Here is a 26,285-nt window from a genome sequence, read left to right as displayed (position 1 = left end):
TTCTAAACAAACAATCTGTGTGAACACTTACGAGCTCTTCGTAAGGAGGTGATCCAACCGCAGGTTCCCCTACGGTTACCTTGTTACGACTTCACCCCAGTCATGAACCACACCGTGGTAAACGCCCTCCCGAAGGTTAAGCTATCTACTTCTGGTGCAACCCACTCCCATGGTGTGACGGGCGGTGTGTACAAGGCCCGGGAACGTATTCACCGTGACATTCTGATTCACGATTACTAGCGATTCCGACTTCATGGAGTCGAGTTGCAGACTCCAATCCGGACTTAGACGTACTTTATGAGGTCCGCTTGCTCTCGCGAGGTCGCCTCCCTTTGTATACGCCATTGTAGCACGTGTGTAGCCCTGGTCGTAAGGGCCATGATGACTTGACGTCGTCCCCACCTTCCTCCGCTTTATCAACGGCAGTCTCCTTTGAGTTCCCGGCCAAACCGATGGCAACAAAGGATAAGGGTTGCGCTCGTTGCGGGACTTAACCCAACATTTCACAACACGAGCTGACGACAGCCATGCAGCACCTGTCTCACAGTTCCCGAAGGCACTCCCATATCTCTACAGGATTCTGTGGATGTCAAGACCAGGTAAGGTTCTTCGCGTTGCATCGAATTAAACCACATGCTCCACCGCTTGTGCGGGCCCCCGTCAATTCATTTGAGTTTTAACCTTGCGGCCGTACTCCCCAGGCGGTCGATTTATCGCGTTAGCTTCGGAGCCCATCACTCTAGGCAACAAACTCCAAATCGACATCGTTTACAGCGTGGACTACCAGGGTATCTAATCCTGTTTGCTCCCCACGCTTTCGCATCTCAGCGTCAGTATCTGTCCAGAAGGCCGCCTTCGCCACCGGTATTCCTCCACATCTCTACGCATTTCACCGCTACACGTGGAATTCTACCTTCCTCTACAATACTCTAGTTAACCAGTTTTAAGTGCAATTCCTAGGTTGAGCCCAGGGCTTTCACACCTAACTTAATTATCCGCCTACATGCCCTTTACGCCCAGTCATTCCGATTAACGCTCGCACCCTCCGTATTACCGCGGCTGCTGGCACGGAGTTAGCCGGTGCTTCTTCTGTAATTAACGTCAATTGTTGCACCTATTAGATACAACACCTTCCTCATCACCGAAAGTACTTTACAACCCGAAGGCCTTCTTCATACACGCGGCATGGCTGCATCAGGGTTCCCCCCATTGTGCAATATTCCCCACTGCTGCCTCCCGTAGGAGTCTGGACCGTGTCTCAGTTCCAGTGTGGCTGGCCATCCTCTCAGACCAGCTAGAGATCGTCGCCTAGGTGAGCCTTTACCCCACCTACTAGCTAATCCCATATGGGTTCATCAAATGGCGCATGGCCCAAAGGTCCCATGCTTTGGTCTCTCAACTTTATGCGGTATTAGCAGTCGTTTCCAACTGTTGTCCCCCTCCATTCGGCAGATCCCCATACTTTACTCACCCGTCCGCCACTCGTCATCAAGTGCAAGCACTCATGTTACCGTTCGACTTGCATGTGTTAAGCCTGCCGCCAGCGTTCAATCTGAGCCATGATCAAACTCTTCAATTTAAAGTTTGATGCTCAATAACTGTCTCTGACATATTCAAATGAATCTTCAGTGTCACTTATCAAGACTTAATTTTTTAGTCCGTAGACTTTAATCTTTTGTCTCGCAAGTGCCCACACAGATTGTCTGTTTCTTATTTTTAAAGAGCTAACAGCCTTTTTAAACCAATCAACTTTCCGTTAATTTACTTCGCTGTCTCAAGGGTTGCGTATACTACGCTAACCTTTTTTATTCGTCAAGATCTTTTTTCAAAATTTTTGATCTTAATTTTTCACTAACTTCCCTCAGCTTTTCGCTGACGCCGTGTCAGTGGATGCGCATTATAGAGACTTCATTTTTTTTGGCAAGCAAAAATATCCAATTACGTATTTGAATGAATACTCTTTAAACACATAAAACATTAATACATTGATAATTATTGAGATTATATTTAGCTAATTTCAAAACTAGCTTTTCAACATATTGATTATGTGCTGTGCTGATAATAATATTTTCTTTTAATGGTGCTTGAATTTTATTAAGGTGAAATTTTTCATTCAGCAGATTATAAGCTCGATTTGCAATTGCACTACCTGAATCAATAAAAGTTGCATTAGGGAAAATTATTTTTAATTCATCTTTAATAAATGGGTAATGAGTACAACCCAATACGATTGTATCTGGGATGATTGGTAAACAGATCCATGGCTGTAATAAATCTTTAAGTTGTTGCATATTTACGGCAATACCTTGCAGTTTATTTTCAGCAATAAGTGCTAATTCAGATAAACCAAGTAGCTCAACGTTGCAATTAGGCGCAAATTGTTGAATTAAATTGGCAATATAGGATCTTTTGATTGTCGCTTTTGTCGCTAATAATCCTATACATTTATTTTTAGTTATTTGACTAGCTGGCTTAATTGCTGGTACAACACCAACAATAGGAAAAGAAAATTTAGAACGCAAACTGGGCAAACAAATAGTACTAGCCGTATTACATGCAATAATCGCTAAATCAATGGAGTAAAATTTGGTAATAGCGTCTATAACCGAATTGACTCTATTAATTAAAAATGCCGATGATTTATCTCCATAAGGAAATTCTTCATTATCAAATGCATAAATATAACGCGCATTCGGCAATTTATTATAGATCTCATTATAAATAGATAATCCGCCAATACCTGAATCAAACACTAGCACTGAAGGTGCCCGACTTACAATATTCATTTTAGCTCTAGGTCATTAGATAATTCAAAAACCGCAATATCGTAGATTGATTAAAAATTAATGCAAGTCATTTTATTTAAACAAGCATTACATTTTATCTATGACAATTATTTGACTAGACGTCTAGATGGTAAAACTGCTAAAATGAGCGCATAAAATCTAAATATTATGTTTTAAACATTAATTATTTAAAAATAAGTCAAGAAGGTATTCCATGTCAGAATTTCTATTTACTTCCGAATCCGTTTCAGAAGGTCACCCAGATAAAATTGCCGATCAAATATCTGATGCAGTGCTTGATGCTATATTAAAACAAGATCCAAAAGCACGAGTTGCATGTGAAACCTATGTAAAAACAGGCATGGCTTTAGTCGGTGGAGAAATTACTACTTCAGCTTGGGTTGATATAGAAGAGTTAACTCGAAAAACCATTAATGATATTGGTTACACTAGCTCAGAGATGGGATTTGATGCCAATTCATGTGCTGTTCTTAATGTAATTGGCAAACAATCCCCAGATATTAATCAAGGAGTAGATAAACAAAATCCACTTGAGCAAGGCGCTGGTGACCAAGGTATTATGTTTGGCTATGCAACAAACGAAATGCCAAACTTAATGCCTGCGGCAATTACTTATGCACACGAGCTTATGCGCAGACAATCAGAAGTTAGAAAAAATGGCACGCTTCCTTGGTTGAGACCTGATGCCAAAAGCCAAGTCACGTTAATTTATGAAGATGGAAAAATCAAAGGTGTTGATACAATTGTTTTATCGACACAACACTCCATCGATATTGAGCAAAAAGCGTTACATGAAGCTGTTATGGAAGAAATCATTAAACCAACATTACCAGCTCAATGGTTAACAACAAGAACGAAATACTTTATTAATCCAACGGGACGCTTTGTTATTGGCGGACCAATGGGAGACTGTGGACTAACTGGGCGTAAAATCATAGTGGACACATATGGAGGCGCTGCGCACCATGGCGGTGGCGCATTTTCAGGAAAGGATCCGTCAAAAGTTGACCGCTCAGCGGCTTATGCTGCCCGCTATGTTGCCAAAAATATTGTTGCAGCTGGGCTTGCTGACCGATGTGAATTACAAATATCTTACGCAATTGGTATTGCAAATCCTACATCAATTTATGTCAATACTTTTGGCACCGAAAAAATCAATCACGATAACATTGTTTCATTGATTAAAGAATTTTTTGACTTAAGACCTTATGGATTAATTCAAATGCTTGATCTTATTCAACCAATTTATCAACACACGGCAAGTTATGGTCATTTTGGCCGAGATATTTTTCCTTGGGAAAAAGCTGACAAGGCAGCACTACTTCGCGATGCAGCAGGGTTATAAGCGCATACCAATTTATTTACATAATCAAATAGTGGCTTGTTTAAGAACTCACTTAATGCAAGCCAATCAATTTTTACATACCGAATATAAAGAACCTAACATCATCTACAAACCCAAAGGTAGCATTGCAGGTAGTGCGCTTTTAATGCACTGGGAAATTCAACTTAATTCAGTTATGTTACTAGAAAATGGCGCCCAATTTATTGAAGAAGTCGTGCCCCATGAGCTTGCTCATCTAATTGTTTTTAAAGAATTTGGCAAAGTCAAACCACATGGTAAAGAATGGCAATATGTTATGTCAGAAATTTTCGACAAGACGCCTTCAACAACTCATCATTTTCAGGTAAGGCGCAACACTTATTTATACTACTGCCAGTGCCAACAACATCACTTAACATCAATAAGACACAATAAAATCCAAAATAATAACGCTAGTTATTTATGCCGCAAATGCGGTACTATACTCAAACTAAAAAACGCCACTTAATATTAAGATATTGTATGTGTAAATTAGATTTCCATTTTTATAAAAGCTCTTTGTTGATTCTTGCTCTTGGTATTATTCTTTACATTACAGGCAATTTCTTTATACCTTTATACAATGGGCTTACTGTTACTCTTATTGAACATGCTCAATCACTTTTTTTATTATTCATGTGTGGCTACACTTATTATTATGCTCAGCAAGTAGCTGAACATTCACAACTATATAAATTTTGGATTTGGACAATATTTTGGTGGTTTATGCTTTTTGGGCGGGGAATTAGTTGGGGAAGAGATTTCTTTCCCGATGTACCACGTTTTTATTATAAAATTATTGCTAGCACTTTAATCTCTATCCCAATACTAAGTATGTTTTTACCGAATATTCGCCAAGAAATTGTACGTCGCTACAAATTTGAACAAATTCCAGTTTGGCATATATTTTTAGCTTTTCTATTCTTAGGAATAGCTGATATTGCTGAGCATCATCGTATGGGGCATGAATTCTTAGTTATAGCAAAAGAACGAAAAGATTTAATCGAAGAGTTAATGGAATGCCCCTGTCTTCTTTGTTTAGCTTTAACCACATTTTATATGCAAAAAAATGAACAAAAGAAGGAGAATTTATAATGTTAAGCTATCGCCATAGTTATCACGCAGGCAATCACGCTGATGTACTAAAACATGTAGTTTTAACACTATGTATTGAGTCATTAAAAGAAAAAGAAAAATCTTTTTTATATCTAGATACACACTCTGGCGCAGGAAGGTATTTATTACGAGGCGAGCATGCCGAAAAAACAGGCGAATATTTATCAGGAATTAATTTGATATGGCAACAAGCTAATATCCCGGAATTGCTTAATAGCTATATATCAGTATTAAAGCGCTATAATCCTTTTGATAAATTAAAATATTATCTTGGTTCTCCTTTAATTGCTAAACAATTACTACGCGAGCAAGACAAACTTAATCTTACCGAATTACATCCAACAGACTACCCCTTATTGAGACAAGAATTTAATAAAGATAAACGAACAAAAGTATTACGTGAAGACGGTTTCGCACAATTAAAATCAAAGTTACCACCGAGTTCACGACGAGGGATTATCCTAATCGATCCTTCCTATGAAATAAAAGATGACTATCAAAGAATTCCTGCTGCACTATTTGAAGCCTATAAACGTTTTGCTACAGGTGTCTATCTAATTTGGTATCCGGTGGTATCTCGTACCCAAACGCAAAAAATGATTGATAATATTGTTAATTTAGGTATTAAACGTATTTCTCAGTTTGAACTTGCCATCAAACCTGATAGTAATCAAAAAGGCATGACAGCATCAGGAATGATAGTAATTAACCCACCATGGAAATTACATGAACAGATGCTTACAATCATGCCGTGGTTGAAAACCACTTTAGACATTCATAAAACAGGAAGTTTCATCATTAAAGAGTTAGTTGCGGAATAACTTTTTATTATTGGTTGTCAAACACTTTCAGAAAATCCCATATTTAAGTAAAAAATCATGAAAAAAAATGGCAAGAAAATAGATAAATCCACAAAATAACCGCCAATAATAACGATAAAAAGACTGCGGCTGAGCCATAGTCTTTTGCTCGACCAGACAAATCATGTCTCTCAGTGCTAATGCGATCAACAACACACTCAATCGCGCTATTAATTAGCTCTGTAATCATCACAACACCAATCGATCCCAATAACAAAATTCGCTCATAAATAGAAAAATCGACCAGCATCACAATAATATAAGCTACAATCAATAAAATTAACTCTTGGCGAAATGCTGTTTCATATTTGATCGCCGATTTTAAGCCTTTTAAAGAGTATTTTGTTGCATTAAAAATACGCAGTAGTCCTGCTGTTTTTTTCATTATAGTATTCCGAGTTTAAAATTACCTTACATAACCATAGTTCATCAAACGTTGGAATCTTCTTTCTAGTAATGTAGATAAATCCATATTTTCAAGCTCATCAAGATCACTAAGCAGTTGTGTTTTAAGTGAAACAGATACGGTAGCGTAATCTCGGTGAGCGCCACCTAGAGGCTCTTGCACGATTGAATCAATTAAATTTAATTTTAATAAATTATCTGCCGTCATGTTCATGGCTTCCGCAGCAATTGGCGCTTTATCTGCACTTTTCCATAAAATAGAAGCACAACCTTCTGGTGAGATAACAGAATAAGTACTATATTGAAGCATATTAACCTTATCTGCCACACCAATCGCTAGCGCTCCACCAGAGCCACCTTCCCCAATGACGGTGCAAATAGTAGGAACTTTAAGGCGTGACATTTCTCTTAAATTACGAGCAATAGCTTCTGCTTGACCTCGCTCTTCGGCACCAATGCCTGGATAAGCCCCAGGAGTATCAATAAAGGTAATAATAGGCAATTTAAAACGTTCAGCTAGTTGCATTAACCGTAAAGCTTTACGATAACCTTCTGGGGCTGGCATACCAAAATTACGATAAATCTTCTGTTTTGTTTCACGACCTTTTTGATGTCCAATAACCACCACCGAGCGCTCATCAATACGAGCGATCCCACCAACAATTGCTTTATCGTCAGCATAGGCTCTGTCACCAGCCAATTCATCAAAATCGGTAAAAATTTCTTTTATATAATCTAATGTATAAGGGCGATTTGGATGCCTAGCTAGTTGCGCAATTTCCCAAGGCGTTAAATTAGCAAATATTTTTTTTGTTAACTCACGGCTTTTTTTATGTAATTGCTTAATTTCTTTATCTAAATTAATATCTAATTCTACTTGTTGCGAATCTATATTCTTCAAGGAATTAATTTTTGCTTCTAATTCCGCTATCGGCTTTTCAAATTCCAAAAAATTATTCATAACGCTTGTAATTGCCTCTTAATTTATTCGGTATTTTAAAAAAATACACTACCTAATACAATATACTGACTAAATCTTAAGATAAAATTAAGTCAATTCTACTATGTAACACTCATTGAAGCCACCTACATTTGTATTATTAGGCTTCAACTATTATGCCTCTCACATTGACTGAAATATAACTTCATTTATTCAATAAATTTATAATTCTTACTATTATTAATAAGTTTATCTGATTTATTCAAACTCAAATTCTATACGCTCAACACCAAGTAGAGTCTTTAGTTCAACAACCAAAGCATCTTCCGGGATAATTCTCCATTTCGTGCCAAATTGGATCCTCACAACTGAATCGTCTCGATGATAATATAAGTTAACGGGTACACTCCCATGCCGATAAGGTTCTAATAACTGTTGCAAACGTTGTAATATTGCTTGATTTGTTTCGTTTTCCGTTAACGTAATGGACAATCCTTTTACATATTTAGTTCGAGCATCTTTTAAATCGACAATATCGCGCACCGACATTTTAAAGCCACCATTAAAATCGTCATGGCTAACTTGCCCCGTCACAATTAAAATTTTATCTTTTACAAGTAAATGCCCAAAATTTTCTAAAGACTCCGCAAAAAGCATACCATCAATTCGACCAGAACGATCATCTAAAGTAAATAAACCAATCTTGTTCCCTCTTTTGGTAATTCTAACCCTAGCATCTACTACAATGCCTGCAAAAGTGACCACTTTTCCCCATCCTGTCGGCGATGCTTCACTAATTCGTAGCCCACCTGTATAACGATTTAATTCTTTTAAATATTGCGTTACAGGATGCCCTGTTAAATAAAGCCCTAAAGCTTCACGCTCTCCATCAAGCAAAACTTGATCAGGCAATTCTGGAACCGCAGCATAAGCATGCTCAACTTGTTCGGGCTCTTCTGCTAACACACCAAACATATCTTCTTGGCCAATATGTTGCGCTTTAGCATATTGATCAGCTGCCTGCATTGCATCATTGATACTATGTAAAATAGCTGCTCGATGGGGACCTAATTTATCAAATGCCCCTGCCATAGTGAGTTTTTCAAGCACACGGCGGTTAACCTTCTTCATATCTGTTCTGGCACAAAGCTCAAAAATATTTTTGAAGTATCCACCACTATTACGTGCTTCAACAATTGCCTCTATAGGCCCTTCTCCAACGCCTTTTATCGCACCTATTCCATAAACAATTTCTCCTTTATCATTTACATGAAAATGATAAAGCCCACTGTTAATATCAGGAGGGTTGACTTTTAATCCCATTCGTAAGCACTCGTCAACCAAACCGACAATTTTATCAGTATTATCCATATCAGCAGTCATAACCGCAGCCATAAATTCGGCAGGATAGTGAGTTTTTAGCCATAACGTTTGATAAGAAACAAGTGCATATGCCGCCGAATGAGATTTATTAAAACCATACCCAGCAAACTTCTCAACCAGATCAAATATTCTCATTGACAATTCGCCATCAATGCCCTGTTTTTCTGCCCCTTCTTTAAAAACAGAACGTTGCTTTGCCATCTCCTCGGGCTTTTTCTTACCCATAGCTCGACGTAGTAAATCAGCACCGCCTAGTGTATAACCTGATAAGGTCTGTGCGATTTGCATAACTTGTTCTTGATATAAAATAATACCGTATGTTGGCTCTAAAATAGGTTTTAATGATTCATGTTGATATTTAATATCGGGATAAGAAACCTCTTCTCGACCATGTTTGCGGTCAATGAAGTTATCTACCATACCTGATTGTAATGGACCAGGGCGAAATAGTGCAACTAAAGCAATCATATCCTCAAAACAGTCCGGTTTTAACCGTCTGATTAAGTCTTTCATCCCTCTAGATTCTAACTGGAATACGGCTGTGGTTTCAGCTTTTAACAATAATTCAAACGATTTTTCATCATCTAAAGGAATTCTAGTGATATCGACTCTTTCTTTTCCAGTTCGAAGCTGACGATCATTAATCATTTTGATGGCCCAATCAATAATGGTTAATGTTCTTAGCCCTAAAAAGTCAAACTTGACAAGCCCTGCATATTCAACATCGTTTTTATCAAACTGAGTAACTGGATGATGGCCTTCTGGATCACAATAAATTGGTGAAAAATCAGTAATCTTAGTTGGGGAAATAACTACTCCCCCTGCATGCTTACCTGCATTTCGAGTTACACCTTCCAATTGGCGTGCAATATCGATTAATGATTTAACTTCTTCATTATTATCATATAAATCTTGAAGCTGAGACTCAATTTCAAAAGCTTTAGCAAGAGTCATGCCTGGATCTAAAGGTATTAATTTAGAAATACGATCAACAAATCCATAAGGATGTCCAAGCACTCGACCAACATCCCGTATTACCGCTTTAGCTGCCATAGTACCAAAGGTTATAATTTGGGAAACAGCATCTCGCCCATACATATCAGCAACATGATCAATAACCAGATCGCGTTTTTCCATACAAAAATCAACATCAAAATCGGGCATTGAAACACGTTCTGGATTTAGAAAACGTTCAAAAAGCAAATCAAACGCAAGTGGATCTAAATCGGTAATTTTTAAAGCATACGCAACGAGTGAACCTGCACCAGAGCCTCGCCCTGGTCCTACAGGAATATCATTATCTTTTGACCATTGAATGAATTCCATAACAATTAGAAAGTAGCCAGGAAAACCCATTTGATTAATAACAGTTAATTCCGTTTCTAAACGTTCATCATATTCAGATCTTCTTTGTTTTCTGATTTCAGGATCAGGAAATAAAAACGTTAATCTTTCTTCTAATCCTTCACGCGATTTATGCACTAAAAAGTCTTCAGTTGACATATCGCCAGTTGGAAATTTAGGTAAAAAATACTCTCCCAACCGGATAGAAACATTACAACGCTTTGCTATTTCAACACTATTTTCAAGGGCTTCAGGAATATCAGAAAATAACTCACACATTTCCTGTTCTGAACGTAGATATTGCTCGGACGAGTAATTTTTAGGCCTAGAAGGATCATCTAATGTATTGCCATCATGAATAGCAACACGAATCTCATGAGCTTCAAAATCAGAAGCTTTTAAAAATCGAACATCATTAGTTGCAACGACTGGTAACAAATATTGTTCGGCCAGACTTACAGCACGATGAATAAATAGTTCTTCATTGTTGCGTTTAGTTCGTACTAATTCAAAATAAAAATGGTCATGAAAATTTGCAAGATAAAAATTAATCGCATTATCAATGATAATTTGATTATTGCGAACAATGCCAATACCAATATCGCTTTCACGCCCAGCTAATACAATTAACCCAGCTCGATGCTCAATCAACCACTCATTATCAACAACGGGAAAATCACCAATATACCCTCGTTGATAAGCTTTAGAAATTAATAAAGTAAGATTTTGATACCCTTGATTATTAGCCGCTAATAGAGTTAAACGATAAATATCATCAGGCATTTGGGGGCTTCTAATAGCAAGATCGGCACCAATGATCGGTTTAATACCTTTAGACATTGCTGAGCCATAAAACTTAACTAGTCCACAAAGATTAGTAAAATCAGTGATCGCAAAAGCGGGCATCTGTAACTTGCTCACTTCATTTACTAATGTGCCAACTTTGGCAATCCCATCAATCATTGAGAAATCACTATGCAAATGAAGGTGAATAAATTTAGGTTGCGCCATAATTACCAAAATTAAGCTATAAAATTAGTTTGCAATTATAACACAAGCAGGGAAAATATTCTTATTCTCTTTAATTACGAGTTCTAATTGAAAATAAAAGAGGGAAGCCATTTTTATTATAAGTTTTATCAGTGAAAATTTATATTAAAAATATCCCACCAATAATAACCTATTGGTGGATAATAAGATATTAGATTTTCTTAAACAGCACTGAACCATTAGTTCCACCGAAACCAAAAGAATTACAAAGTGCGTATTCTAAGTTTTTAACTTGACGAGCAGTATGTGGAACATAATCAAGATCGCAACCATCATCAGGATTATCTAAATTAATTGTTGGTGGCACGGCTTGATCACTCAATGCAAGTACAGTAAAAATTGACTCAACTGCACCCGCAGCACCCAATAAATGCCCTATCATTGATTTAGTTGAACTAACCATAACTTTGTTGGCATTTGCTTTAAATATGCTTTTTACAGCTTGAGTTTCAGCTTTATCACCAGCGGGCGTCGAAGTGCCATGAGCATTGATATAACCAACTTGCTCAGGGTTAATGCCCGCATCACGAAGTGCACATTTCATTGCTAAAGCTGCACCACTGCCATCCGCGGGAGGAGAAGTCATATGATAAGCATCACCACTCATACCAAAACCAACAACTTCAGCATAAATTTTAGCACCACGTTTTTTGGCATGCTCATATTCTTCTAAGAACATAATCCCTGCACCATCTCCTAGCACAAAGCCATCACGATCTTTATCCCAAGGGCGACTTGCTGCTTTAGGATTATCATTGTTAGTTGATAAGGCACGAGCAGCCCCAAAACCACCAATACCAAGTGGCGTACTAGCTTTCTCTCCACCACCTGCTAACATAGCATCTGCATCACCATAGGCAATCATACGTGCTGCATGACCAATATTATGCACACCAGAAGAACATGCTGTGGCAATAGTAATACTGGGTCCTTTTAATCCATAAATAATGGATAAATGACCAGCAATCATATTAACAATTGTTGATGGAACAAAAAACGGGCTAATCTTACGTGGCCCACCATTGACTAATGCGCTGTGGTTTTCTTCAATTAACCCAAGTCCACCAATACCTGAGCCTATCGCGCAACCAATTCGTTCAGCATTTTCTTCCGTGATCTCAATGCCCGCATCTTGCATTGCTTGCATGCCCGCAGCAATACCGTATTGAATAAAAAAATCCATTTTACGAGCATCTTTGCGTGAAATATTATAATCTTCGCCATTAAAGTTTTTAACCATCGCTGCGAAGCGTGTTGCGAAAGGGGCTGTATCGAAGTGTTCTATGAGTTCAACGCCACTTTGCCCAGCGAGTAAAGCTTGCCAAGTGGATTCAACTGTATTACCTACAGGAGATATCATGCCCATTCCAGTAACAACAACTCTGCGTTTAGACACATTGTCCTCCAGAAAAGGATTGAAATGAAATTTGAATCACTGAAAATTTTATTTTGAGTTTTCTGCCAATCTATACCGCTTTTATTTCATTTAGAATTAAATAAGTAGATGCAAACTAGGCGATCATATGACCGCCTATTATGAAAACTCTGCTAAACCTTATTGATTCGCAGTAATATAATCAATTGCTGATTGAACAGTTGTGATTTTTTCAGCTTCTTCATCAGGAATTTCAGTATCAAATTCTTCTTCTAAAGCCATAACTAATTCAACTGTATCAAGAGAGTCAGCGCCAAGATCTTCGATGAAAGAAGATTCATTTTTAACTTCTTCCTCTTTTACACCAAGTTGCTCAACAATAATTTTCTTAACTCGCTCTTCAATAGTGCTCATACTCTTTTTTTTCCTATAAAAATCGCCGAAAGTGGCGGTGAATGTAAGTTTATAAAATGTTGAAAAAGATGCCAATCATTTTTCAACCCAATTGCTTATTTTTCATACAAAACTTCAATGTATTGACTCATTTTACACTATTCTAGGCAATTACACCATATACATACCACCATTGACATGTAAAGTTTCGCCAGTAATGTAAGATGCTTCATCTGAGACCAAAAATGCTACAGCATTTGCAATTTCAGTTGGCTCACCTAAACGCCCTGCAGGTACTTGTGCCAATGTTAAAGCTTTTTGCTCATCAGTTAATGCTTTTGTCATGTCTGTTGCAATAAAGCCAGGTGCAACTACATTAACAGTTATACCGCGCGATGCAACTTCACGCGCTAATGATTTACTAAAACCAATTAAACCAGCTTTTGCTGCAGCATAGTTAGCTTGACCAGCATTACCCATTGTGCCCACTACTGAGCCAATAGTGACAATTCTGCCATAACGCTTTTTCATCATTGTGCGCAATAATGCTTTAGATAACCGAAAAACAGACGTTAAATTTGTATTTAAAATATCTTGCCATTCATCTTCTTTCATTCGCATTAATAAATTATCACGAGTAATACCAGCGTTATTAACTAGAATATCAATATCACCAAATTCAGTTTTAATTGCGGCAATAACAGATTCAATTGATGTCTCATCGGTCACATTTAAAATAAAACCTTTCCCATGTGAACCTAAATATTGGCTAATGGCATCAGCACCTTTTTCTGTTGTCGCTGTACCAATAACGGTTGCGCCACAAGCAACTAGTTTTTCCGCAATCGCTTTACCAATCCCACGGCTTGCACCAGTTACTAACGCAATTTTTCCTGATAAGTTCATAACAACCCCTTTTTTTATTTTTTATCTAGTATTTTCTAATGCAGCATCTAATGAAGCTTTATCATTAACAGCACAACCAGACAAGGTATCAACAATACGTTTAGTTAGTCCTGTTAACACTTTACCAGGACCAACTTCAACTAAAAGCGTTACACCTTGTTTCGCCATTTCTTCAACAGTTTCAGTCCAACGAACAGGGCTGTAAAGCTGAGCAATTAGTGCAGCTTTGATTTTTTCAGCTGATGTTTCAATTTTAACATTAGTATTATTGATAACTGCAAAATTTGGCGTACTAAATTCTATATCGTTTAATGTATTGGCTAATTTATCTGCTGCAGGTTTCATTAACGCACAATGAGATGGCACGCTAACAGCAAGTGGTAGAGCTCGCTTTGCACCAGCCTCTTTACACAATGCAGCAGCCCGTTCAACGGCTTCTTTATGCCCAGCGATAACAACTTGACCTGGGGAGTTAAAATTTACTGGAGCAACAATTTGACCTTCAGCGGCTTGTTCACATGCTTTGCTAATAGATTCATTATCTAATCCAATAATAGCATACATTGCACCTGTGCCACTTGGCACAGCGTCTTGCATTAATTTACCTCGTAATTCAACTAATTTTATGGCATCTTTGAAGTCAATAACACCAGCACAGACTAATGCTGAATATTCTCCTAAACTATGACCAGCCATAAAAGCAGGTTGAGCACCACTGACACTTTGCCATACTCTAAATATTGCAACAGAAGCAGCAAGTAGCGCTGGTTGTGTTTGCCATGTTTTATTTAATTTTTCTACAGGGCCTTCTTGTACCAGCTTCCATAAATCATAACCGAGTACTTCAGAAGCTTCATCAAATGTTGATTTCACAATTGAATAATTATCAGCAAGTTCTTTTAACATACCGACAGCTTGTGAACCTTGTCCTGGAAATACCATTGCAAATTTGGTCATTATTAAATCCTTGATTATAAAAACAAACTAAAATCTAACTAGTGCTGATCCCCAAACAAATCCACCACCAAACGCTTCTAACAAAATTAAGTGACCTCGTTGAATTCGTCCATCTCGCACACCAGCATCTAAAGCGCAAGGCACAGAGGCAGCTGAGGTGTTACCCTGCTTATCTAATGTAACAATAACTTTACTCATGTCCAAATCTAGTCGTTTAGCAGTCGCAGAAATAATTCTCAAATTTGCTTGATGTGGCACAAGCCAATCCAAATCGGCTTTGTTAAACGCATTCTCAACCAAAAGTTCATCAACCAAATTTGAAAGCTCTTTAACTGCAACTTTAAATACTTCATTACCATGCATAGTCATATAGACTGGATCGTCTATATTACGACGATCAACATATGGGTACTTTAATAAATTGCCATAACGACCATCAGCATGGAGGTGTGAAGCGACAATACCAGGCTCTTCTGATGCGCCCACAACAACTGCTCCTGCACCATCACCAAAAATAATAATGGTTCCACGGTCATTTGGATCCACGCCACGTGTTAACATATCTGAACCAACGACTAAAGCGTATTTAATAGCACCGCTTTTAATATATTTATCTGCAATATCGAGTGCATAAATAAATCCAGAACAAGCTGCAGATACATCAAACGCAACAACATCACCAATGTCTAATTTGGCCTGTAATTCTGTTGCAGAACTTGGAAATGCATTGACCGAGGTTGCCGTTGCAAAAATAATCATACCGATTTCTTCTTTATCAATATTGGCCATTTCAATTGCATTCATTGCGGCTTCATAAGCCATGCTCGTTACCGTTTCATTTGGTTCTGCAATACGTCTTTCTTTAATACCAGTACGCGTTGTGATCCATTCATCACTAGTATCGACCATTTTTTCAAGATCTGCATTAGTTCTTATCTGTTTTGGAAGATAACTCCCAGTTCCTAATATCTTTGTATACATCTAATTATTCGCTCTTGGGTAGTGCGGAAGAAAGACTCATTGCAATCTTCTCTGGTATATTTGTTTGTATAGCCAAAATAGCTTGTTCTATTGCTGCATAAAATGATTTTTGATTGGCACTACCGTGACTTTTAATCACAATACTTCGAAGTCCAAGCAAGCAAGCTCCATTATATCTTCCAGGATCTAAATAACCAAAATTTTTCGCGATCTTTCTTTGTAGCCATTTACTTAATAATTTCATTAATAATGAATGATGAGATAGGGATAATTTAAACGAAGACATAAAAATTTTTATTAAACCTTCAACTGTTTTTAACGTTACATTACCCACAAAACCATCACAAACAAGTACATCTGTTTTACCTGTTAAAAGTTCGTTACCTTCTAAATAGCCAATATAATTCATTTGGTTATTTGATTTTAAAATAGAAGACGCTAAACGAATCTTATCCAAACCTTTACTATCTTCTTCACCAATATTAAGTAACGCGACACGGGGATGGTCAATCTTAAGTACTGTTTTAGCTAAAATTTCGCCCATTATCGCAAACTGCACTAACATATTGCTATCGCACTCTGCATTAGCGCCTAAATCCAATACTACGGTATTTTGATTATTTAATGCAGGAACTGTGGCAACAAGTGCTGGGCGATCTATACCAGTTAATGAACGTAATAATAGTTTTGACAATCCCATTAACGCGCCAGTATTACCCGCACTTACACATGCTTGAGCTTTATTCTCTTTAACTAGTTCAAGCGCCATTCTCATAGAGGAGCCTTGACTATGACGAATTGCATAAGAAGGCCTCATATCATTGGCAATAACTGTGGTCGACTCCGTTAATATTAACCGACCTTCTTGTTGATATTGAGTAATTAATTTTGCTTTTTCTTTAGGTAAAAAAAGATTGATTTCTGTTGAGCATCCCACCAGAAAGATAGATAGATTTTGATAACAATTCAGTGCGTGTATTGCAGCAGGAACAACAACACGAGGACCGAAGTCCCCGCTCATAGCATCTAACGCAATGGTTAGATTATCCAAAATGTCACCTGAGAATTTCTAAATAATTACTTAGTAATTATTTAGAAATCACTTTACGACCACGATAATAACCATCAGCGGTTACGTGATGACGTAAATGTGTTTTACCTGATTCATCAACTGAGATATTAGCAACAGTTAATGCATCATGAGAACGACGCATACCACGTTTTGCACGAGTTTTACGATTCTGTTGAACAGCCATGGATTTACCCCTTATTCTTTAAACTAACTAAAATTGCAAATGGATTTGTTTTTTCATTCTCAGTTGGAATTTCACCAAATACCATATCTGCCTCTGACACTTCGCAGTGTTTACTATCATGTACCGGCGCAATCGGTAGCGAGAGAATAATTTCGTCCTCAAGTAACGTTAATATATCTACTTCGCCAAACTCGTTCATCAGAACGGGCTCATAATGTTCCGGTAGTGCCTCTGCTTGAGCATCGCTCTTAACAGGGCTAAATTTATTCATCACATGAACTTCAGTGACAAAAGGTTCAAAACAACGTTGACAAGTTTGTTCTAACGTCATTTTTGTATCAATAGCGATAACACAAAGCTTTTGTTCATCATAATGAAAAGATAAACTACAGGCGATATCACTTTTTGGATTTTCAACCCTCTTTATCGCTTGAAGTGGATAATATCCAGTATAATCAAGTCGTTTTTGTGCTGCTTTAATCGGGTCAATAGTTAATGGTAATCTATTTTGCATAAGATATGCATACTACCTTAAAAATTTATTTAGCGTAGCTAAAAACTACACAATGCCATAAGGCGCGCATATTACCTTTAAATCATGATTTCGTCAATGGGCATAAGCAAGATAATTTGTTTTAGCTATTGATTATTACCTTAATATTTATTCTGAATATTTTTTTATTTTTAGAAAATTTTTGCTAAAAACACGATTTAAGACAAAAACAATAAATAAACTAATCAGACATTATATTATGACAATCGACCAAAGCTATCTTTGACAATTGCACGAAAATCATTAAACGTTTTGCTATCTAATAAACGCTTAGTAGATTTTTCTTTGACAAAGTTAACAAATAAATTATAAATACGCATTGCATCTTCATATTCATTTTTACTAATTGCCAATAAAAAAATAACATAGGCAACTTGATTTTTATCCCACACGATCCCCTGTGGAGCCAATATGGTAGTTACTATCGTCTTTTTAGCCAGCAACCCAACAGAGTGAGGAATAGCAATATTTTCACCCAATAGCGTAGAAACAATTGCCTCTCGCTCAATAACAGAAGGGTAAAAATCAACATCAACATACCCCATTTGTTCAAGTTTTTTGCAAACTTTGTTAAAAAGTTCCTTTTGGGTCATGGGTTGGTCAATAATTAGAAAAAATTTTTCACTAAAAAAACGCTCAATAATATAAGGCATCTTTCTATCTATCATTGCCAATCGACCCAATTGTTCAAGCTGATAAGATGTAGGAAATGGTGCAATTTTAACTATTTGTTTATTTTTTTCTGTTAAACGAACAGTTGAAACAATAAAATCTTCTTCAATATTGGAAAGCTGTTCATACTCTCGATAAGAAAGTGTGCGATTTATTTTAATATGGGGAAAATCCCTTTTAATTTTTGCCTCAATCATACGCAAAGCTGCGTTACCAAGCTCGCTAACAAGTAAAATTTGCGCACATCTTTCATGTCCAGCGCTATAATTACGCTCTAATGCCACACCGATATGTACCGCTAAGTAGCTAATTTCATCCTCTGTCATTTTTGCTCCAGTATACTTTTCGGTATTAGCAAGAGCAGATAGCGTAATATCATAAGCAAAAGGATAATACTTTTTTATTTCATGTAATAAAGGGTTAGTTGTACGAATTTGATATTTAATCCTCGATAACATTGATGAAATATGAATTAATATATCTTGATTTAATTTCTTATCTTCTAATAAATTATAATGATAAGTATCATTAATATAAGATAATATATGTTTAACCATTGCTAAGCTTTGTGCCTGATTTGGCGATTCCATAATCGTTCTAGAAACAACCTGAGCACATAAATAATTAAATTCCGCATCGGAAAGCACACTGCCTAGGAAATAGGAAACATCTTCAGAGATTTGAGTCACTGCGCTGATAACAGTAGTATTAATTTGATCTACATCATATTCAAGTAACTCATACCCTTGAGTAATTCGAGTAATTGAAACCGCACAGCTATAAAGTAGATATCCTTGCCCTTCAGCATTTAATTTTAGCTCAAAACGTTCAAGTTGATTTTGAAGAATTTTTTCAAGATACTCTAAATCGATATCATTTAAAACTGTTTTACGTAGTCTATTAACCGTAATGAAATCTTCAGCCATATGCCGTTGCCATAAAATATCGGTTAAACAGGTACGAATTGATAACTCATCACCAACTAATCGCATACCATAATAAGGACGATTTTCGATTAATAAATTGTATTTATCTAAATATTGTTTAACCTCAATAACATCATTTTGCAGCGTGCTACGGCTTAAAAACCATTTCCCAGCAATATCATCTAATTTTACTGAATTGGATTGCGTTAAAAAAGCAATCAATAAAGCCGAAACTCTTTCTCTACTTGTTCGGGGGATGCGCTCAATTGCCTGAGTGATAGGCAATGTTGCATAAAGAATGGGATCGGTTACCACAAGTTGATATCCAATATTTTTGGTATAATCAACTTGTGCTCCATAATCGCTTAAAATACCATTAAGTGCTGAAATATCAGTGCGAATAGTGCGAGTAGAAACCGAAAAACGATTCGCTAACTCTTGTTGTGGCAGCGTTTCATTTTTTATGGTATCAAATAAATACGCTAATCGCTGAGAAGAGAATAGCACTTTAGATGACATTATTTATCCTACAAGCTTTTGTGTGATAGCTAAAAGTTGTTTGACATCATTAGTCCGTGTTACGCCTGTTGCTTCATCAATAATAGAACTATAGATGTGTGGGATAATTTTCTTCACACCTGCATCTAAGGCGATTTTTAAAATTGTTTCATAATTATCTAGATCAATGCTACCAGTTGGTTCAAGATAGAAATCATGTTCAGCGCAACATTTAGCTACATACGCAAATTCATCTTTATGTTTTAGCCCACCCATAGGAAAGTATTTTATTGAGCTACCACCCATGTCTTTTAATAAAGCAATAGCCGTTTCAACAGGAACAATTGCAGCTGGAGATTTTGAGCTTAGCGGACCTGTTGCAATATTGACTAAGCCAACTTTTCCCGTTGGCGAAACTAACCCATTAATGATAGATTCTTTTTGCCCTAACAAAGTTCGACTGGTTGCAACCCCTGTAAACACTTGGTTAATATGTTGTGGTTGGAGTATAGCTGATATTTCAGAAACCATCATTGACTGATTAGGATCACCAGCACCAAGTCCTATTGAAATAGCATTATCAATGGCTACTGCATACTTTTTCATATCAGCAATTGCTGCTTCATTATTGGCGTAATTTTTAGATAAAATGCCAACAACAACATAAGTTTGTGCTGCCTCATAAATCGCCTTCGCATTATCAATTGAATTCGCTAATACATTTAAACAAACACGATCATTATAATAATTTGGAGTCAGTTGCATTATTGTGCTCCTTGAGTAATATTTTTAATTTTTTGGTAAATAATGTCGAGTTGTGTTGATGTCACACTACGCACATCAGCATCAACTTTGCCTTCATTGGCTTTATATTCTCTAAAATACACTGCAATCTCACCTTGTTTCATCAGTTCAATTATCTCGACTGCGGTTTTACCTATTACACTTGCATCAAATGCTATTTCGGCTCGTGCAATATCACGCCCAGCTCCATCCCAAACCACTTTAGCCGATATACCTTTAAGTGTATTTAGACTTTCAATAAATGGGGTCATCTTAGCGACCATCTGTTGTCCTGTTTCTGATTGTGGATCGGTAACATAAAGCTCAATAGCTTTTGTTAATCCTAAAATACCTTCTTTGCCTATCTTCATTGGCCGCCCAATACCTTGTGACTGTAATTTTAACCATTCCACCGCTTGATGACGCCCAATGACTAAACCACTGGTCGGCCCTTCAATTGCTTTAGCGCCACTGTAAATCGCTAAATCAGCCCCTTGTTGATAATAAGTTTGTAAATCTTCTTCCGCCGCTGCATCAACAATCAATGGGATATCATATTTTCTAGCAATAGCAGCTGTTTGCGCGACCGACAACATGCTTTTTTGTACACAATGATGTGATTTAACATATAAAATCGCAACAGTATCTGGATTAATTAGTGATTCGATATGTTCAGGTTTACACTCATTTGCATAGCCTGCTTCAACCATAATCCCACCACCTAAAGAAACCATTGTCCCAATTGGTGCACCAAAATTAATATTATGGCCTTTAGGGACAATAATTTCACGAGGAACATATTTATCAGATGAATGCAAATTAAATAATAAGTCACGATCATCTTTGGTAATCAAGCCCGCAACCGCTTGAACAATACCAGCGGAAGCGCACGATACTACCACGGCATTTTCAACATTGAGCAATTGCGCAATATATTGGCCTGTTTTATCCACTAAATCCTTAATTTCAAAATATTCATTTAGCCCACATGATACCGTATCAATCACTTCAGATCTTGGAGTTGATACACCTAAAATGGTCATTCTTCCTGACGCATTAATTACCTTTTTTAAGTGATATTTATTATAAATATCTTTTTTAGTTGGAGATTCTGAGCTCATTTTTACTACCTTCCTCTGTTAGTTCAATGCGTATCAAATGCTTTCCCGTATCAGCGACAATAGATGCTAAAGGAACAAACTGTTCATCACTTTGCCTAACTTCGCCTTCAGAATCTAATAATGAAATAGTTTGCCGTTTAATATCAAAAATGGTCAAATCTGCATCATAACCAACCGATAAAACACCTTTATTTTTAATATGCAAAATTTGAGCCACATTTTGTGTCACACTATCAATAATTCTTTTTCGGCTATAACCAAGACAAATAAACTTCGTCATCACATTAGCCAAGCTAAAAACTGGACCATGTAGACGGTTTTTAGAGTAAATATCAGAGCTAATCGTATTGGGGTAAATACCCAAGCATTTAGCACGTTCTGCTACTGAAAAACTAAAACTTTCACCACCATGGCCGATATCTAATATCACTCCACGTTCGATTGCTCTTTTGATTGAACCACGCAATTGATTTTGTTCATCAAAAATTTGATTGGGCTTACCATTAAAACAATGTGTAATAATGTCACCTTTAGTTAATAAATCGGCAATTTCATCAAGCTCAGGGGGATTATTACCAACATGAATCATTAGGGGCAAACCGCTATTTTTTTGCATTTCTTTGGCTTTAACTAATGGTAAAATGCCATTTCTACCCACGACACTACCACTCATTCGCACTTTGATGCCAATAATAAAATTAGGATATTTAGCTAATACTTCATCAAATAACGGCGCGTCAATATCCTGCATATCGGCGAGCTCACTTTGTCTTAATAAGCCAATTTTAGAAATATTTAAAAAAGAGTAAACATGTGTACTTGCTTGCTGAGCTAATTGATAAAACTCATCAACATCAATAGCACCAACGCTACCAGCATCAATAACAGCGGTGACACCCGTCTTTATACCAATCAAATCTGGCTCATCATGATAGAGGGGGGATCGCGCAAAACAATGCGTGTGTGAATCAATCCACCCAGCACTAATATAATGTTTATTTTTTAGATCCAGTACACGTTTAGATTGCCCTATAATAGAACTAGCCATCGCAACTATCTTACCATTAACAATAGCAATATCGGTTACTGACTCATCAATCTGTTTGGCATTTTTGATAATTAAATCATACATAATTTTTCACTCTTCTCTACAATTGAATAAATTATAGAGAGTAATTAATATTATAGGATTGGGAATACACCGCCAAAAATCATTGCGCCTAAAATAGCCCCACCGGTGATCGGTTTTTTCCATACATAAAAAAGCAGTGCTCCCAATAAAGAACCAATACCAATAGGGATGGAAGCGACCATAGCAGATAAAATAATCATTGGGCCAAGAAAACGCCCAGAAGCATTGCCCGCACCCATCATAACATCGGCACCAAATGTTGAACCAGAACCACCATTAACCGTAAATTTACGGATCAGAATAATGATTAAACCCGTTAGGATCCCCAAAACCAACCCCGTTATTAATGCAACAAAGAAATTTTCAACAGGTAATGTATAGCCTCCCGCTAGCAATAATGCAGGTATACCAAGCCCAATACCGGTTTGCAATGCGCCACCGATATCCAATATACCCACTAATGAGCCTTCAATAACTCGAGCAAATAAAAAGCTAGCCCCAAAAGCCGCAACTGCACCATAATCCCCCGTAGTCATTCCTGATTTAAGCATGGCAACGAAAGCAATTTCGTTAAAGGCACCAATACCATATACATAGAAAGTATGCGTTCCAGCAAAAATACCAGCAGACAATAATCCACAGATAATAGGGAATGACCAATCAGCATACCAAAAACTTTTATTGATCGTTGTTTGTGTGTTCATAACATGTTCCCTGTATTATTTAAACCAATAAGATAAACCGTCTCTAAATGAATTTATCATCTTCATATCAAAACCACGAAAATACCCACTCATAACAAATAGAATAATGACAGACACCAGCATGATTTTCATCACACGATTCCAGCCACTATCATCAACACCTTTCCCAATCAATATCCCTAATACCAGCCCAGGTACAGCATTCCCCATAATTAACTGCGCAAGCCCTCCAAACAATGTGCCCCAAAAACCACTACGGCGCCCAGCATCTAATGCGGCTAACCAGAAAATAACTGGCATAACAGTTGCAACTAGCAAGTTTGCAGCAGGAACCAGAACTTTAGTTGCGGTAATTTTTAGCGAATCTGGAATCACTGACGTAGTTGTATTTAAAAACAATACAACAATCACGCCAATAAATGCGCAAGAAAATGCCATTTTTTTAGGATCGTGTAAGGTTTCGTCAAGATTACGATTTTTTATCATCAATAAAGAAGCGCCCCAATTGGGAATGATTCTATGATCGACATCTTGAGTAAAAGAGCCTGCTGCAACTGATGATGCCCATGCATTAAAAAAGAATCCTAAACCAAATGAAAAGTGCGCCGTAGGATCGCCTTCGCATGAGTTAAGCTCCCCCAATGTACGAAATGCCCCCATGCCTTGATACGTTGGCGCATGGAACATTCGAGCAGCCCCAACACCAACTCCAAAACCACAAAGTCCACCGATAATAATAGACTTAAATGCAATAATTAAAATTTCCATAACTTTCCTTTTACGTTATGTTATTTAGAAGTAAATTCAATATCATTTAAATCAATAAAAGTTACATTAACAGATACATCAAGGGTGATTTCATAAAATGTCTTTTTTCTTGGTAAAAAAATAAATAAAAAACGTTCCATTACTATCTTTTCTATTGCTGATACCACTTGAATATCAATCGGCTCTATACGCAACAGAATGTTATTAGTATTTTTCAATACTTCTTTCTGAACCTGACTTAAAGCATTAGAAAATGTTCGTTGCTTAGAACCACCATGACCTTTTACTCTCACAAGTATCTGTTCTTGTTTTTTCATATTCATTTTTCGATTATGAACGTGGGTATTTTTTCAGAAATGCTTTTGCAATACGCAGTCCTAATTCTTCCGTATCCATAAACCCAAAACCAAGGACTTTACACCCTTCATTGATAGCCGTTTCGCCTTCTTCAATTGAACGCATACCATGACGCTGTGGGTAACCATATTTATTTTGTGCCGTAATAGCACCTGCCCCACCACTACCACAGAAAGAAAGCCCTAAATCGGCATTTTCCTTATTCATTACATCACCTAATTTCATATCTGCAGCCATACCAGGAATAACAATTGCACGGCAACCTGCTACTGAATCAATTCCCGTGGCAATTTTTTGCCCTTTTCCCATTCTATCGCCGATAACAATGACCACCTCTGCCATAACATTTCTCCTATTAATTATTGTTTTTTAGTTGTCTAGTAATCGTTTAATTTGCTTTAGCAACTTCATAATGAACTGCCAATAAATATGCCTCTTCTATTGGTAAATTATCAAATAACGCTACCGTCTTTCGTGCCAGCTCTAACGATTCTTCTGAAAGTTCATCAAACAATGCAGGATCGATTTCAGGTAGTTTTTCTAATGTTTTAGCCCTTTCAACCATCGCTTTTACATGTGAAAATAACATCGCTTTTTGAACATCATTTTGTATAATTTGATGCTGTACTAACCAACTGTTGATAATGTTAATGGTTTGTTGGGTAACTAGCTCTGGTTCAAGATTGTCTTCAAACATTCTAAATTTGATTTGGGTCATAGCTAATACATTTCTCTTATTGTTATTTTAGATTGGACGGTTTAAGCGTAAAACAAACGTGTTTGAATGTGGATAGAGAGTTTTTCCTTCAGAAAGAGGAAATTTGTTACCAAGTTAGTTAAACACAATAATCAAAAGGGATTGCTATTTTATATGGTGGATCATTTGCGAATCTTGATATTCAATTTTGTGAACTAGATCATAAAAAATATAATAAGATTTGTTTTTTAGACACTGAAGAAAGGTAAATCTGAAATTTCATAACGCAAGCAAGTTGAAACCTTACTTGCTTAAAAATAAAAAATTAAATAAAATCAATTGCTTTCCTAAATAACTTTTAGTCTATTATTACACTGTTTTAATGTGTAACGTTCTGTGTAAAATAGCATTATCTGTAGCTAGAATGTTGGCTTGCAACGCCTGTAGAATGAAAATAATGACAACTATAAAAAAACAGATTCCACTATTATTTGTCATTGCTCATAAAGCTTTCTGCTTATCATAAGACTCTATCGTTATTATTACTGGCGACCATAACTGTTTTTTGGTTTATAAAATAACTTCAAAACATTCTAGTTGTGCTGAGTCGAAATAAATATCTTTATTATTTGGTCTATTATCTATGTTACGGTGTGTATGCTTGAAATGTGGTGAGTTTACCCAAGCATCAAAATCATCTTTTGAATCCCACTCAACAAATGAAGAAAATAACGTGTAATCTTCTTCTGTTTTTCCTTGTAAAAAGTAAAAACGATTAAACCCTTTCATTTCTTTCAAATGGCTATCGCGGTTGCGCCATATTTCAATAAAAGCATCTTCACTACCTCGTTTAATTTTAAAACGGTTCATTACAATATACATCCTTATCTCCTTTTACATTTCTAAATTAAACATCATATAAAAAAATAGCACGCCAT

At 36.8% G+C, this 26,285-nt stretch carries 26 protein-coding genes and 1 rRNA gene; 4 read left to right on the top strand and 23 right to left on the bottom strand.

Annotated elements, in window-relative coordinates:
• Positions 1 to 41: 41 nt before the first annotated feature.
• Together A9G40_RS11180 and murI are read right to left on the bottom strand one after the other, a co-directional pair.
• A 16S ribosomal RNA gene (locus A9G40_RS11180) occupies positions 42 to 1,579 on the bottom strand.
• A 382-nt stretch (positions 1,580 to 1,961) separates the two neighbouring features.
• A complete protein-coding gene (murI, locus tag A9G40_RS11175) occupies positions 1,962 to 2,786 on the bottom strand; it encodes a glutamate racemase (protein WP_065583096.1) in 825 nt (274 codons plus the stop codon).
• A gap of 214 nt (positions 2,787 to 3,000) precedes the next feature.
• On the opposite strand from murI, the gene metK reads away from it, so the two are divergent.
• From metK to A9G40_RS11155, 4 genes are read left to right on the top strand one after another with little or no spacing between them, the layout of a single operon-like run.
• Positions 3,001 to 4,152 (top strand): methionine adenosyltransferase, encoded by a 1,152-nt coding sequence (gene metK / locus A9G40_RS11170; RefSeq protein WP_065583095.1) that lies wholly within the window; start codon positions 3,001 to 3,003, stop codon positions 4,150 to 4,152.
• Positions 4,136 to 4,639 (top strand): SprT family zinc-dependent metalloprotease, encoded by a 504-nt coding sequence (locus A9G40_RS11165; RefSeq protein WP_065583094.1) that lies wholly within the window; start codon positions 4,136 to 4,138, stop codon positions 4,637 to 4,639. The genes metK and A9G40_RS11165 overlap by 17 nt, the downstream gene beginning before the upstream one ends.
• Before the next feature lie 14 nt (positions 4,640 to 4,653).
• Positions 4,654 to 5,265 carry a hypothetical protein gene (locus A9G40_RS11160; protein WP_065583093.1) on the top strand — a complete coding sequence of 204 codons (612 nt, stop codon included), beginning with the start codon at positions 4,654 to 4,656 and terminating at the stop codon, positions 5,263 to 5,265.
• Positions 5,265 to 6,107: a 23S rRNA (adenine(2030)-N(6))-methyltransferase RlmJ gene (locus A9G40_RS11155; protein WP_065583092.1), complete on the top strand. Its 843-nt coding sequence runs from the start codon at positions 5,265 to 5,267 to the stop codon at positions 6,105 to 6,107. Before A9G40_RS11160 ends, A9G40_RS11155 begins: the two co-directional genes overlap by 1 nt.
• A gap of 55 nt (positions 6,108 to 6,162) precedes the next feature.
• On the opposite strand, the gene A9G40_RS11150 is transcribed toward A9G40_RS11155, so the two are convergent.
• The 21 genes from A9G40_RS11150 to A9G40_RS11050 form a co-directional block, all read right to left on the bottom strand.
• Complete coding sequence (locus A9G40_RS11150) at positions 6,163 to 6,531, bottom strand: diacylglycerol kinase (RefSeq protein WP_065583091.1); 369 nt, start codon at positions 6,529 to 6,531, stop codon at positions 6,163 to 6,165.
• Positions 6,532 to 6,552: 21 nt separating this feature from the next.
• On the bottom strand, positions 6,553 to 7,512 hold the full coding sequence (accA, locus tag A9G40_RS11145; RefSeq protein ID WP_065583090.1) for an acetyl-CoA carboxylase carboxyl transferase subunit alpha: 960 nt from the start codon (positions 7,510 to 7,512) through the stop codon (positions 6,553 to 6,555).
• Positions 7,513 to 7,749: 237 nt separating this feature from the next.
• Entirely contained in the window at positions 7,750 to 11,229 is a 3,480-nt protein-coding gene (gene dnaE, locus A9G40_RS11140) for a DNA polymerase III subunit alpha (RefSeq protein ID WP_065583089.1), read from the bottom strand.
• A gap of 190 nt (positions 11,230 to 11,419) precedes the next feature.
• The gene (fabF, locus tag A9G40_RS11135; RefSeq protein ID WP_065579895.1) at positions 11,420 to 12,664 is read right to left on the bottom strand and encodes a beta-ketoacyl-ACP synthase II; all 1,245 of its coding nucleotides are present in this window, start codon (positions 12,662 to 12,664) and stop codon (positions 11,420 to 11,422) included.
• Positions 12,665 to 12,823: 159 nt separating this feature from the next.
• Positions 12,824 to 13,057: an acyl carrier protein gene (gene acpP, locus A9G40_RS11130; protein WP_034910452.1), complete on the bottom strand. Its 234-nt coding sequence runs from the start codon at positions 13,055 to 13,057 to the stop codon at positions 12,824 to 12,826.
• Between the two features lie 150 nt (positions 13,058 to 13,207).
• Entirely contained in the window at positions 13,208 to 13,942 is a 735-nt protein-coding gene (fabG, locus tag A9G40_RS11125; protein WP_065583088.1) for a 3-oxoacyl-ACP reductase FabG, read from the bottom strand.
• Between the two features lie 21 nt (positions 13,943 to 13,963).
• Entirely contained in the window at positions 13,964 to 14,899 is a 936-nt protein-coding gene (gene fabD / locus A9G40_RS11120) for an ACP S-malonyltransferase (protein WP_065583087.1), read from the bottom strand.
• Between the two features lie 27 nt (positions 14,900 to 14,926).
• Positions 14,927 to 15,880 carry a beta-ketoacyl-ACP synthase III gene (locus A9G40_RS11115; RefSeq protein WP_065583086.1) on the bottom strand — a complete coding sequence of 318 codons (954 nt, stop codon included), beginning with the start codon at positions 15,878 to 15,880 and terminating at the stop codon, positions 14,927 to 14,929.
• 4 nt (positions 15,881 to 15,884) lie between these two features.
• Positions 15,885 to 16,931 carry a phosphate acyltransferase PlsX gene (plsX, locus tag A9G40_RS11110; protein WP_065583085.1) on the bottom strand — a complete coding sequence of 349 codons (1,047 nt, stop codon included), beginning with the start codon at positions 16,929 to 16,931 and terminating at the stop codon, positions 15,885 to 15,887.
• A gap of 37 nt (positions 16,932 to 16,968) precedes the next feature.
• Positions 16,969 to 17,136: a 50S ribosomal protein L32 gene (gene rpmF, locus A9G40_RS11105; RefSeq protein WP_025316508.1), complete on the bottom strand. Its 168-nt coding sequence runs from the start codon at positions 17,134 to 17,136 to the stop codon at positions 16,969 to 16,971.
• 4 nt (positions 17,137 to 17,140) lie between these two features.
• A complete protein-coding gene (yceD, locus tag A9G40_RS11100; RefSeq protein ID WP_065583084.1) occupies positions 17,141 to 17,650 on the bottom strand; it encodes a 23S rRNA accumulation protein YceD in 510 nt (169 codons plus the stop codon).
• Positions 17,651 to 17,886: 236 nt separating this feature from the next.
• Positions 17,887 to 19,806, bottom strand: coding sequence for a BglG family transcription antiterminator (locus A9G40_RS11095; protein WP_065583083.1), 1,920 nt, complete (start codon positions 19,804 to 19,806; stop codon positions 17,887 to 17,889).
• 3 nt (positions 19,807 to 19,809) lie between these two features.
• Positions 19,810 to 20,550, bottom strand: a complete 741-nt coding sequence (gene dagF / locus A9G40_RS11090; protein WP_065583082.1) for a 2-dehydro-3-deoxy-phosphogluconate aldolase — start codon at positions 20,548 to 20,550, stop codon at positions 19,810 to 19,812.
• The gene (locus A9G40_RS11085) at positions 20,550 to 21,689 is read right to left on the bottom strand and encodes a DgaE family pyridoxal phosphate-dependent ammonia lyase (RefSeq protein WP_065583081.1); all 1,140 of its coding nucleotides are present in this window, start codon (positions 21,687 to 21,689) and stop codon (positions 20,550 to 20,552) included. The genes dagF and A9G40_RS11085 overlap by 1 nt, the downstream gene beginning before the upstream one ends.
• Positions 21,667 to 22,821, bottom strand: coding sequence for an amidohydrolase/deacetylase family metallohydrolase (locus A9G40_RS11080; protein WP_065583080.1), 1,155 nt, complete (start codon positions 22,819 to 22,821; stop codon positions 21,667 to 21,669). Before A9G40_RS11080 ends, A9G40_RS11085 begins: the two co-directional genes overlap by 23 nt.
• Before the next feature lie 50 nt (positions 22,822 to 22,871).
• The gene (locus tag A9G40_RS11075; RefSeq protein ID WP_065567433.1) at positions 22,872 to 23,525 is read right to left on the bottom strand and encodes a DUF4310 family protein; all 654 of its coding nucleotides are present in this window, start codon (positions 23,523 to 23,525) and stop codon (positions 22,872 to 22,874) included.
• A 15-nt stretch (positions 23,526 to 23,540) separates the two neighbouring features.
• Positions 23,541 to 24,293: a DUF4311 domain-containing protein gene (locus tag A9G40_RS11070; RefSeq protein WP_065583079.1), complete on the bottom strand. Its 753-nt coding sequence runs from the start codon at positions 24,291 to 24,293 to the stop codon at positions 23,541 to 23,543.
• A gap of 20 nt (positions 24,294 to 24,313) precedes the next feature.
• Complete coding sequence (locus A9G40_RS11065; RefSeq protein WP_065583078.1) at positions 24,314 to 24,610, bottom strand: DUF4312 family protein; 297 nt, start codon at positions 24,608 to 24,610, stop codon at positions 24,314 to 24,316.
• Positions 24,611 to 24,623: 13 nt separating this feature from the next.
• Complete coding sequence (locus tag A9G40_RS11060; RefSeq protein ID WP_065567431.1) at positions 24,624 to 24,992, bottom strand: SFCGS family glycine-rich protein; 369 nt, start codon at positions 24,990 to 24,992, stop codon at positions 24,624 to 24,626.
• A 46-nt stretch (positions 24,993 to 25,038) separates the two neighbouring features.
• The gene (locus A9G40_RS11055) at positions 25,039 to 25,368 is read right to left on the bottom strand and encodes a hypothetical protein (RefSeq protein ID WP_065579901.1); all 330 of its coding nucleotides are present in this window, start codon (positions 25,366 to 25,368) and stop codon (positions 25,039 to 25,041) included.
• 549 nt (positions 25,369 to 25,917) lie between these two features.
• Entirely contained in the window at positions 25,918 to 26,229 is a 312-nt protein-coding gene (locus A9G40_RS11050) for an antibiotic biosynthesis monooxygenase family protein (protein WP_065583077.1), read from the bottom strand.
• Positions 26,230 to 26,285: the final 56 nt, after the last annotated feature.

Origin of the sequence: Gilliamella sp. Nev3-1 (genome assembly GCF_001690435.1) — a bacterium.
GTDB classification, from domain to species: domain Bacteria; phylum Pseudomonadota; class Gammaproteobacteria; order Enterobacterales; family Orbaceae; genus Gilliamella; species Gilliamella apicola_C.
The sequence above is the reverse complement of the archived record's forward strand: the minus strand, read 5'-3'. Positions and strand labels throughout refer to the sequence as shown.

Coding starts and splice junctions, on each gene's coding strand:
- dagF (WP_065583082.1), bottom strand. CDS start 20,550: ATGCAACTGACTCCAAATTATTATAATGATCGTGTTTGTTTAAATGTA.
- A9G40_RS11165 (WP_065583094.1), top strand. CDS start 4,136: ATGCAGCAGGGTTATAAGCGCATACCAATTTATTTACATAATCAAATA.
- acpP (WP_034910452.1), bottom strand. CDS start 13,057: ATGAGCACTATTGAAGAGCGAGTTAAGAAAATTATTGTTGAGCAACTT.
- A9G40_RS11075 (WP_065567433.1), bottom strand. CDS start 23,525: ATGAACACACAAACAACGATCAATAAAAGTTTTTGGTATGCTGATTGG.
- rpmF (WP_025316508.1), bottom strand. CDS start 17,136: ATGGCTGTTCAACAGAATCGTAAAACTCGTGCAAAACGTGGTATGCGT.
- A9G40_RS11080 (WP_065583080.1), bottom strand. CDS start 22,821: ATGTATGATTTAATTATCAAAAATGCCAAACAGATTGATGAGTCAGTA.
- A9G40_RS11050 (WP_065583077.1), bottom strand. CDS start 26,229: ATGTATATTGTAATGAACCGTTTTAAAATTAAACGAGGTAGTGAAGAT.
- A9G40_RS11115 (WP_065583086.1), bottom strand. CDS start 15,880: ATGTATACAAAGATATTAGGAACTGGGAGTTATCTTCCAAAACAGATA.
- accA (WP_065583090.1), bottom strand. CDS start 7,512: ATGAATAATTTTTTGGAATTTGAAAAGCCGATAGCGGAATTAGAAGCA.
- metK (WP_065583095.1), top strand. CDS start 3,001: ATGTCAGAATTTCTATTTACTTCCGAATCCGTTTCAGAAGGTCACCCA.
- A9G40_RS11155 (WP_065583092.1), top strand. CDS start 5,265: ATGTTAAGCTATCGCCATAGTTATCACGCAGGCAATCACGCTGATGTA.
- A9G40_RS11095 (WP_065583083.1), bottom strand. CDS start 19,806: ATGTCATCTAAAGTGCTATTCTCTTCTCAGCGATTAGCGTATTTATTT.
- A9G40_RS11055 (WP_065579901.1), bottom strand. CDS start 25,368: ATGACCCAAATCAAATTTAGAATGTTTGAAGACAATCTTGAACCAGAG.
- dnaE (WP_065583089.1), bottom strand. CDS start 11,229: ATGGCGCAACCTAAATTTATTCACCTTCATTTGCATAGTGATTTCTCA.
- A9G40_RS11070 (WP_065583079.1), bottom strand. CDS start 24,293: ATGGAAATTTTAATTATTGCATTTAAGTCTATTATTATCGGTGGACTT.
- A9G40_RS11150 (WP_065583091.1), bottom strand. CDS start 6,531: ATGAAAAAAACAGCAGGACTACTGCGTATTTTTAATGCAACAAAATAC.
- fabG (WP_065583088.1), bottom strand. CDS start 13,942: ATGAACTTATCAGGAAAAATTGCGTTAGTAACTGGTGCAAGCCGTGGG.
- A9G40_RS11065 (WP_065583078.1), bottom strand. CDS start 24,610: ATGAAAAAACAAGAACAGATACTTGTGAGAGTAAAAGGTCATGGTGGT.
- fabD (WP_065583087.1), bottom strand. CDS start 14,899: ATGACCAAATTTGCAATGGTATTTCCAGGACAAGGTTCACAAGCTGTC.
- A9G40_RS11160 (WP_065583093.1), top strand. CDS start 4,654: ATGTGTAAATTAGATTTCCATTTTTATAAAAGCTCTTTGTTGATTCTT.
- yceD (WP_065583084.1), bottom strand. CDS start 17,650: ATGCAAAATAGATTACCATTAACTATTGACCCGATTAAAGCAGCACAA.
- A9G40_RS11085 (WP_065583081.1), bottom strand. CDS start 21,689: ATGAGCTCAGAATCTCCAACTAAAAAAGATATTTATAATAAATATCAC.
- A9G40_RS11060 (WP_065567431.1), bottom strand. CDS start 24,992: ATGGCAGAGGTGGTCATTGTTATCGGCGATAGAATGGGAAAAGGGCAA.
- murI (WP_065583096.1), bottom strand. CDS start 2,786: ATGAATATTGTAAGTCGGGCACCTTCAGTGCTAGTGTTTGATTCAGGT.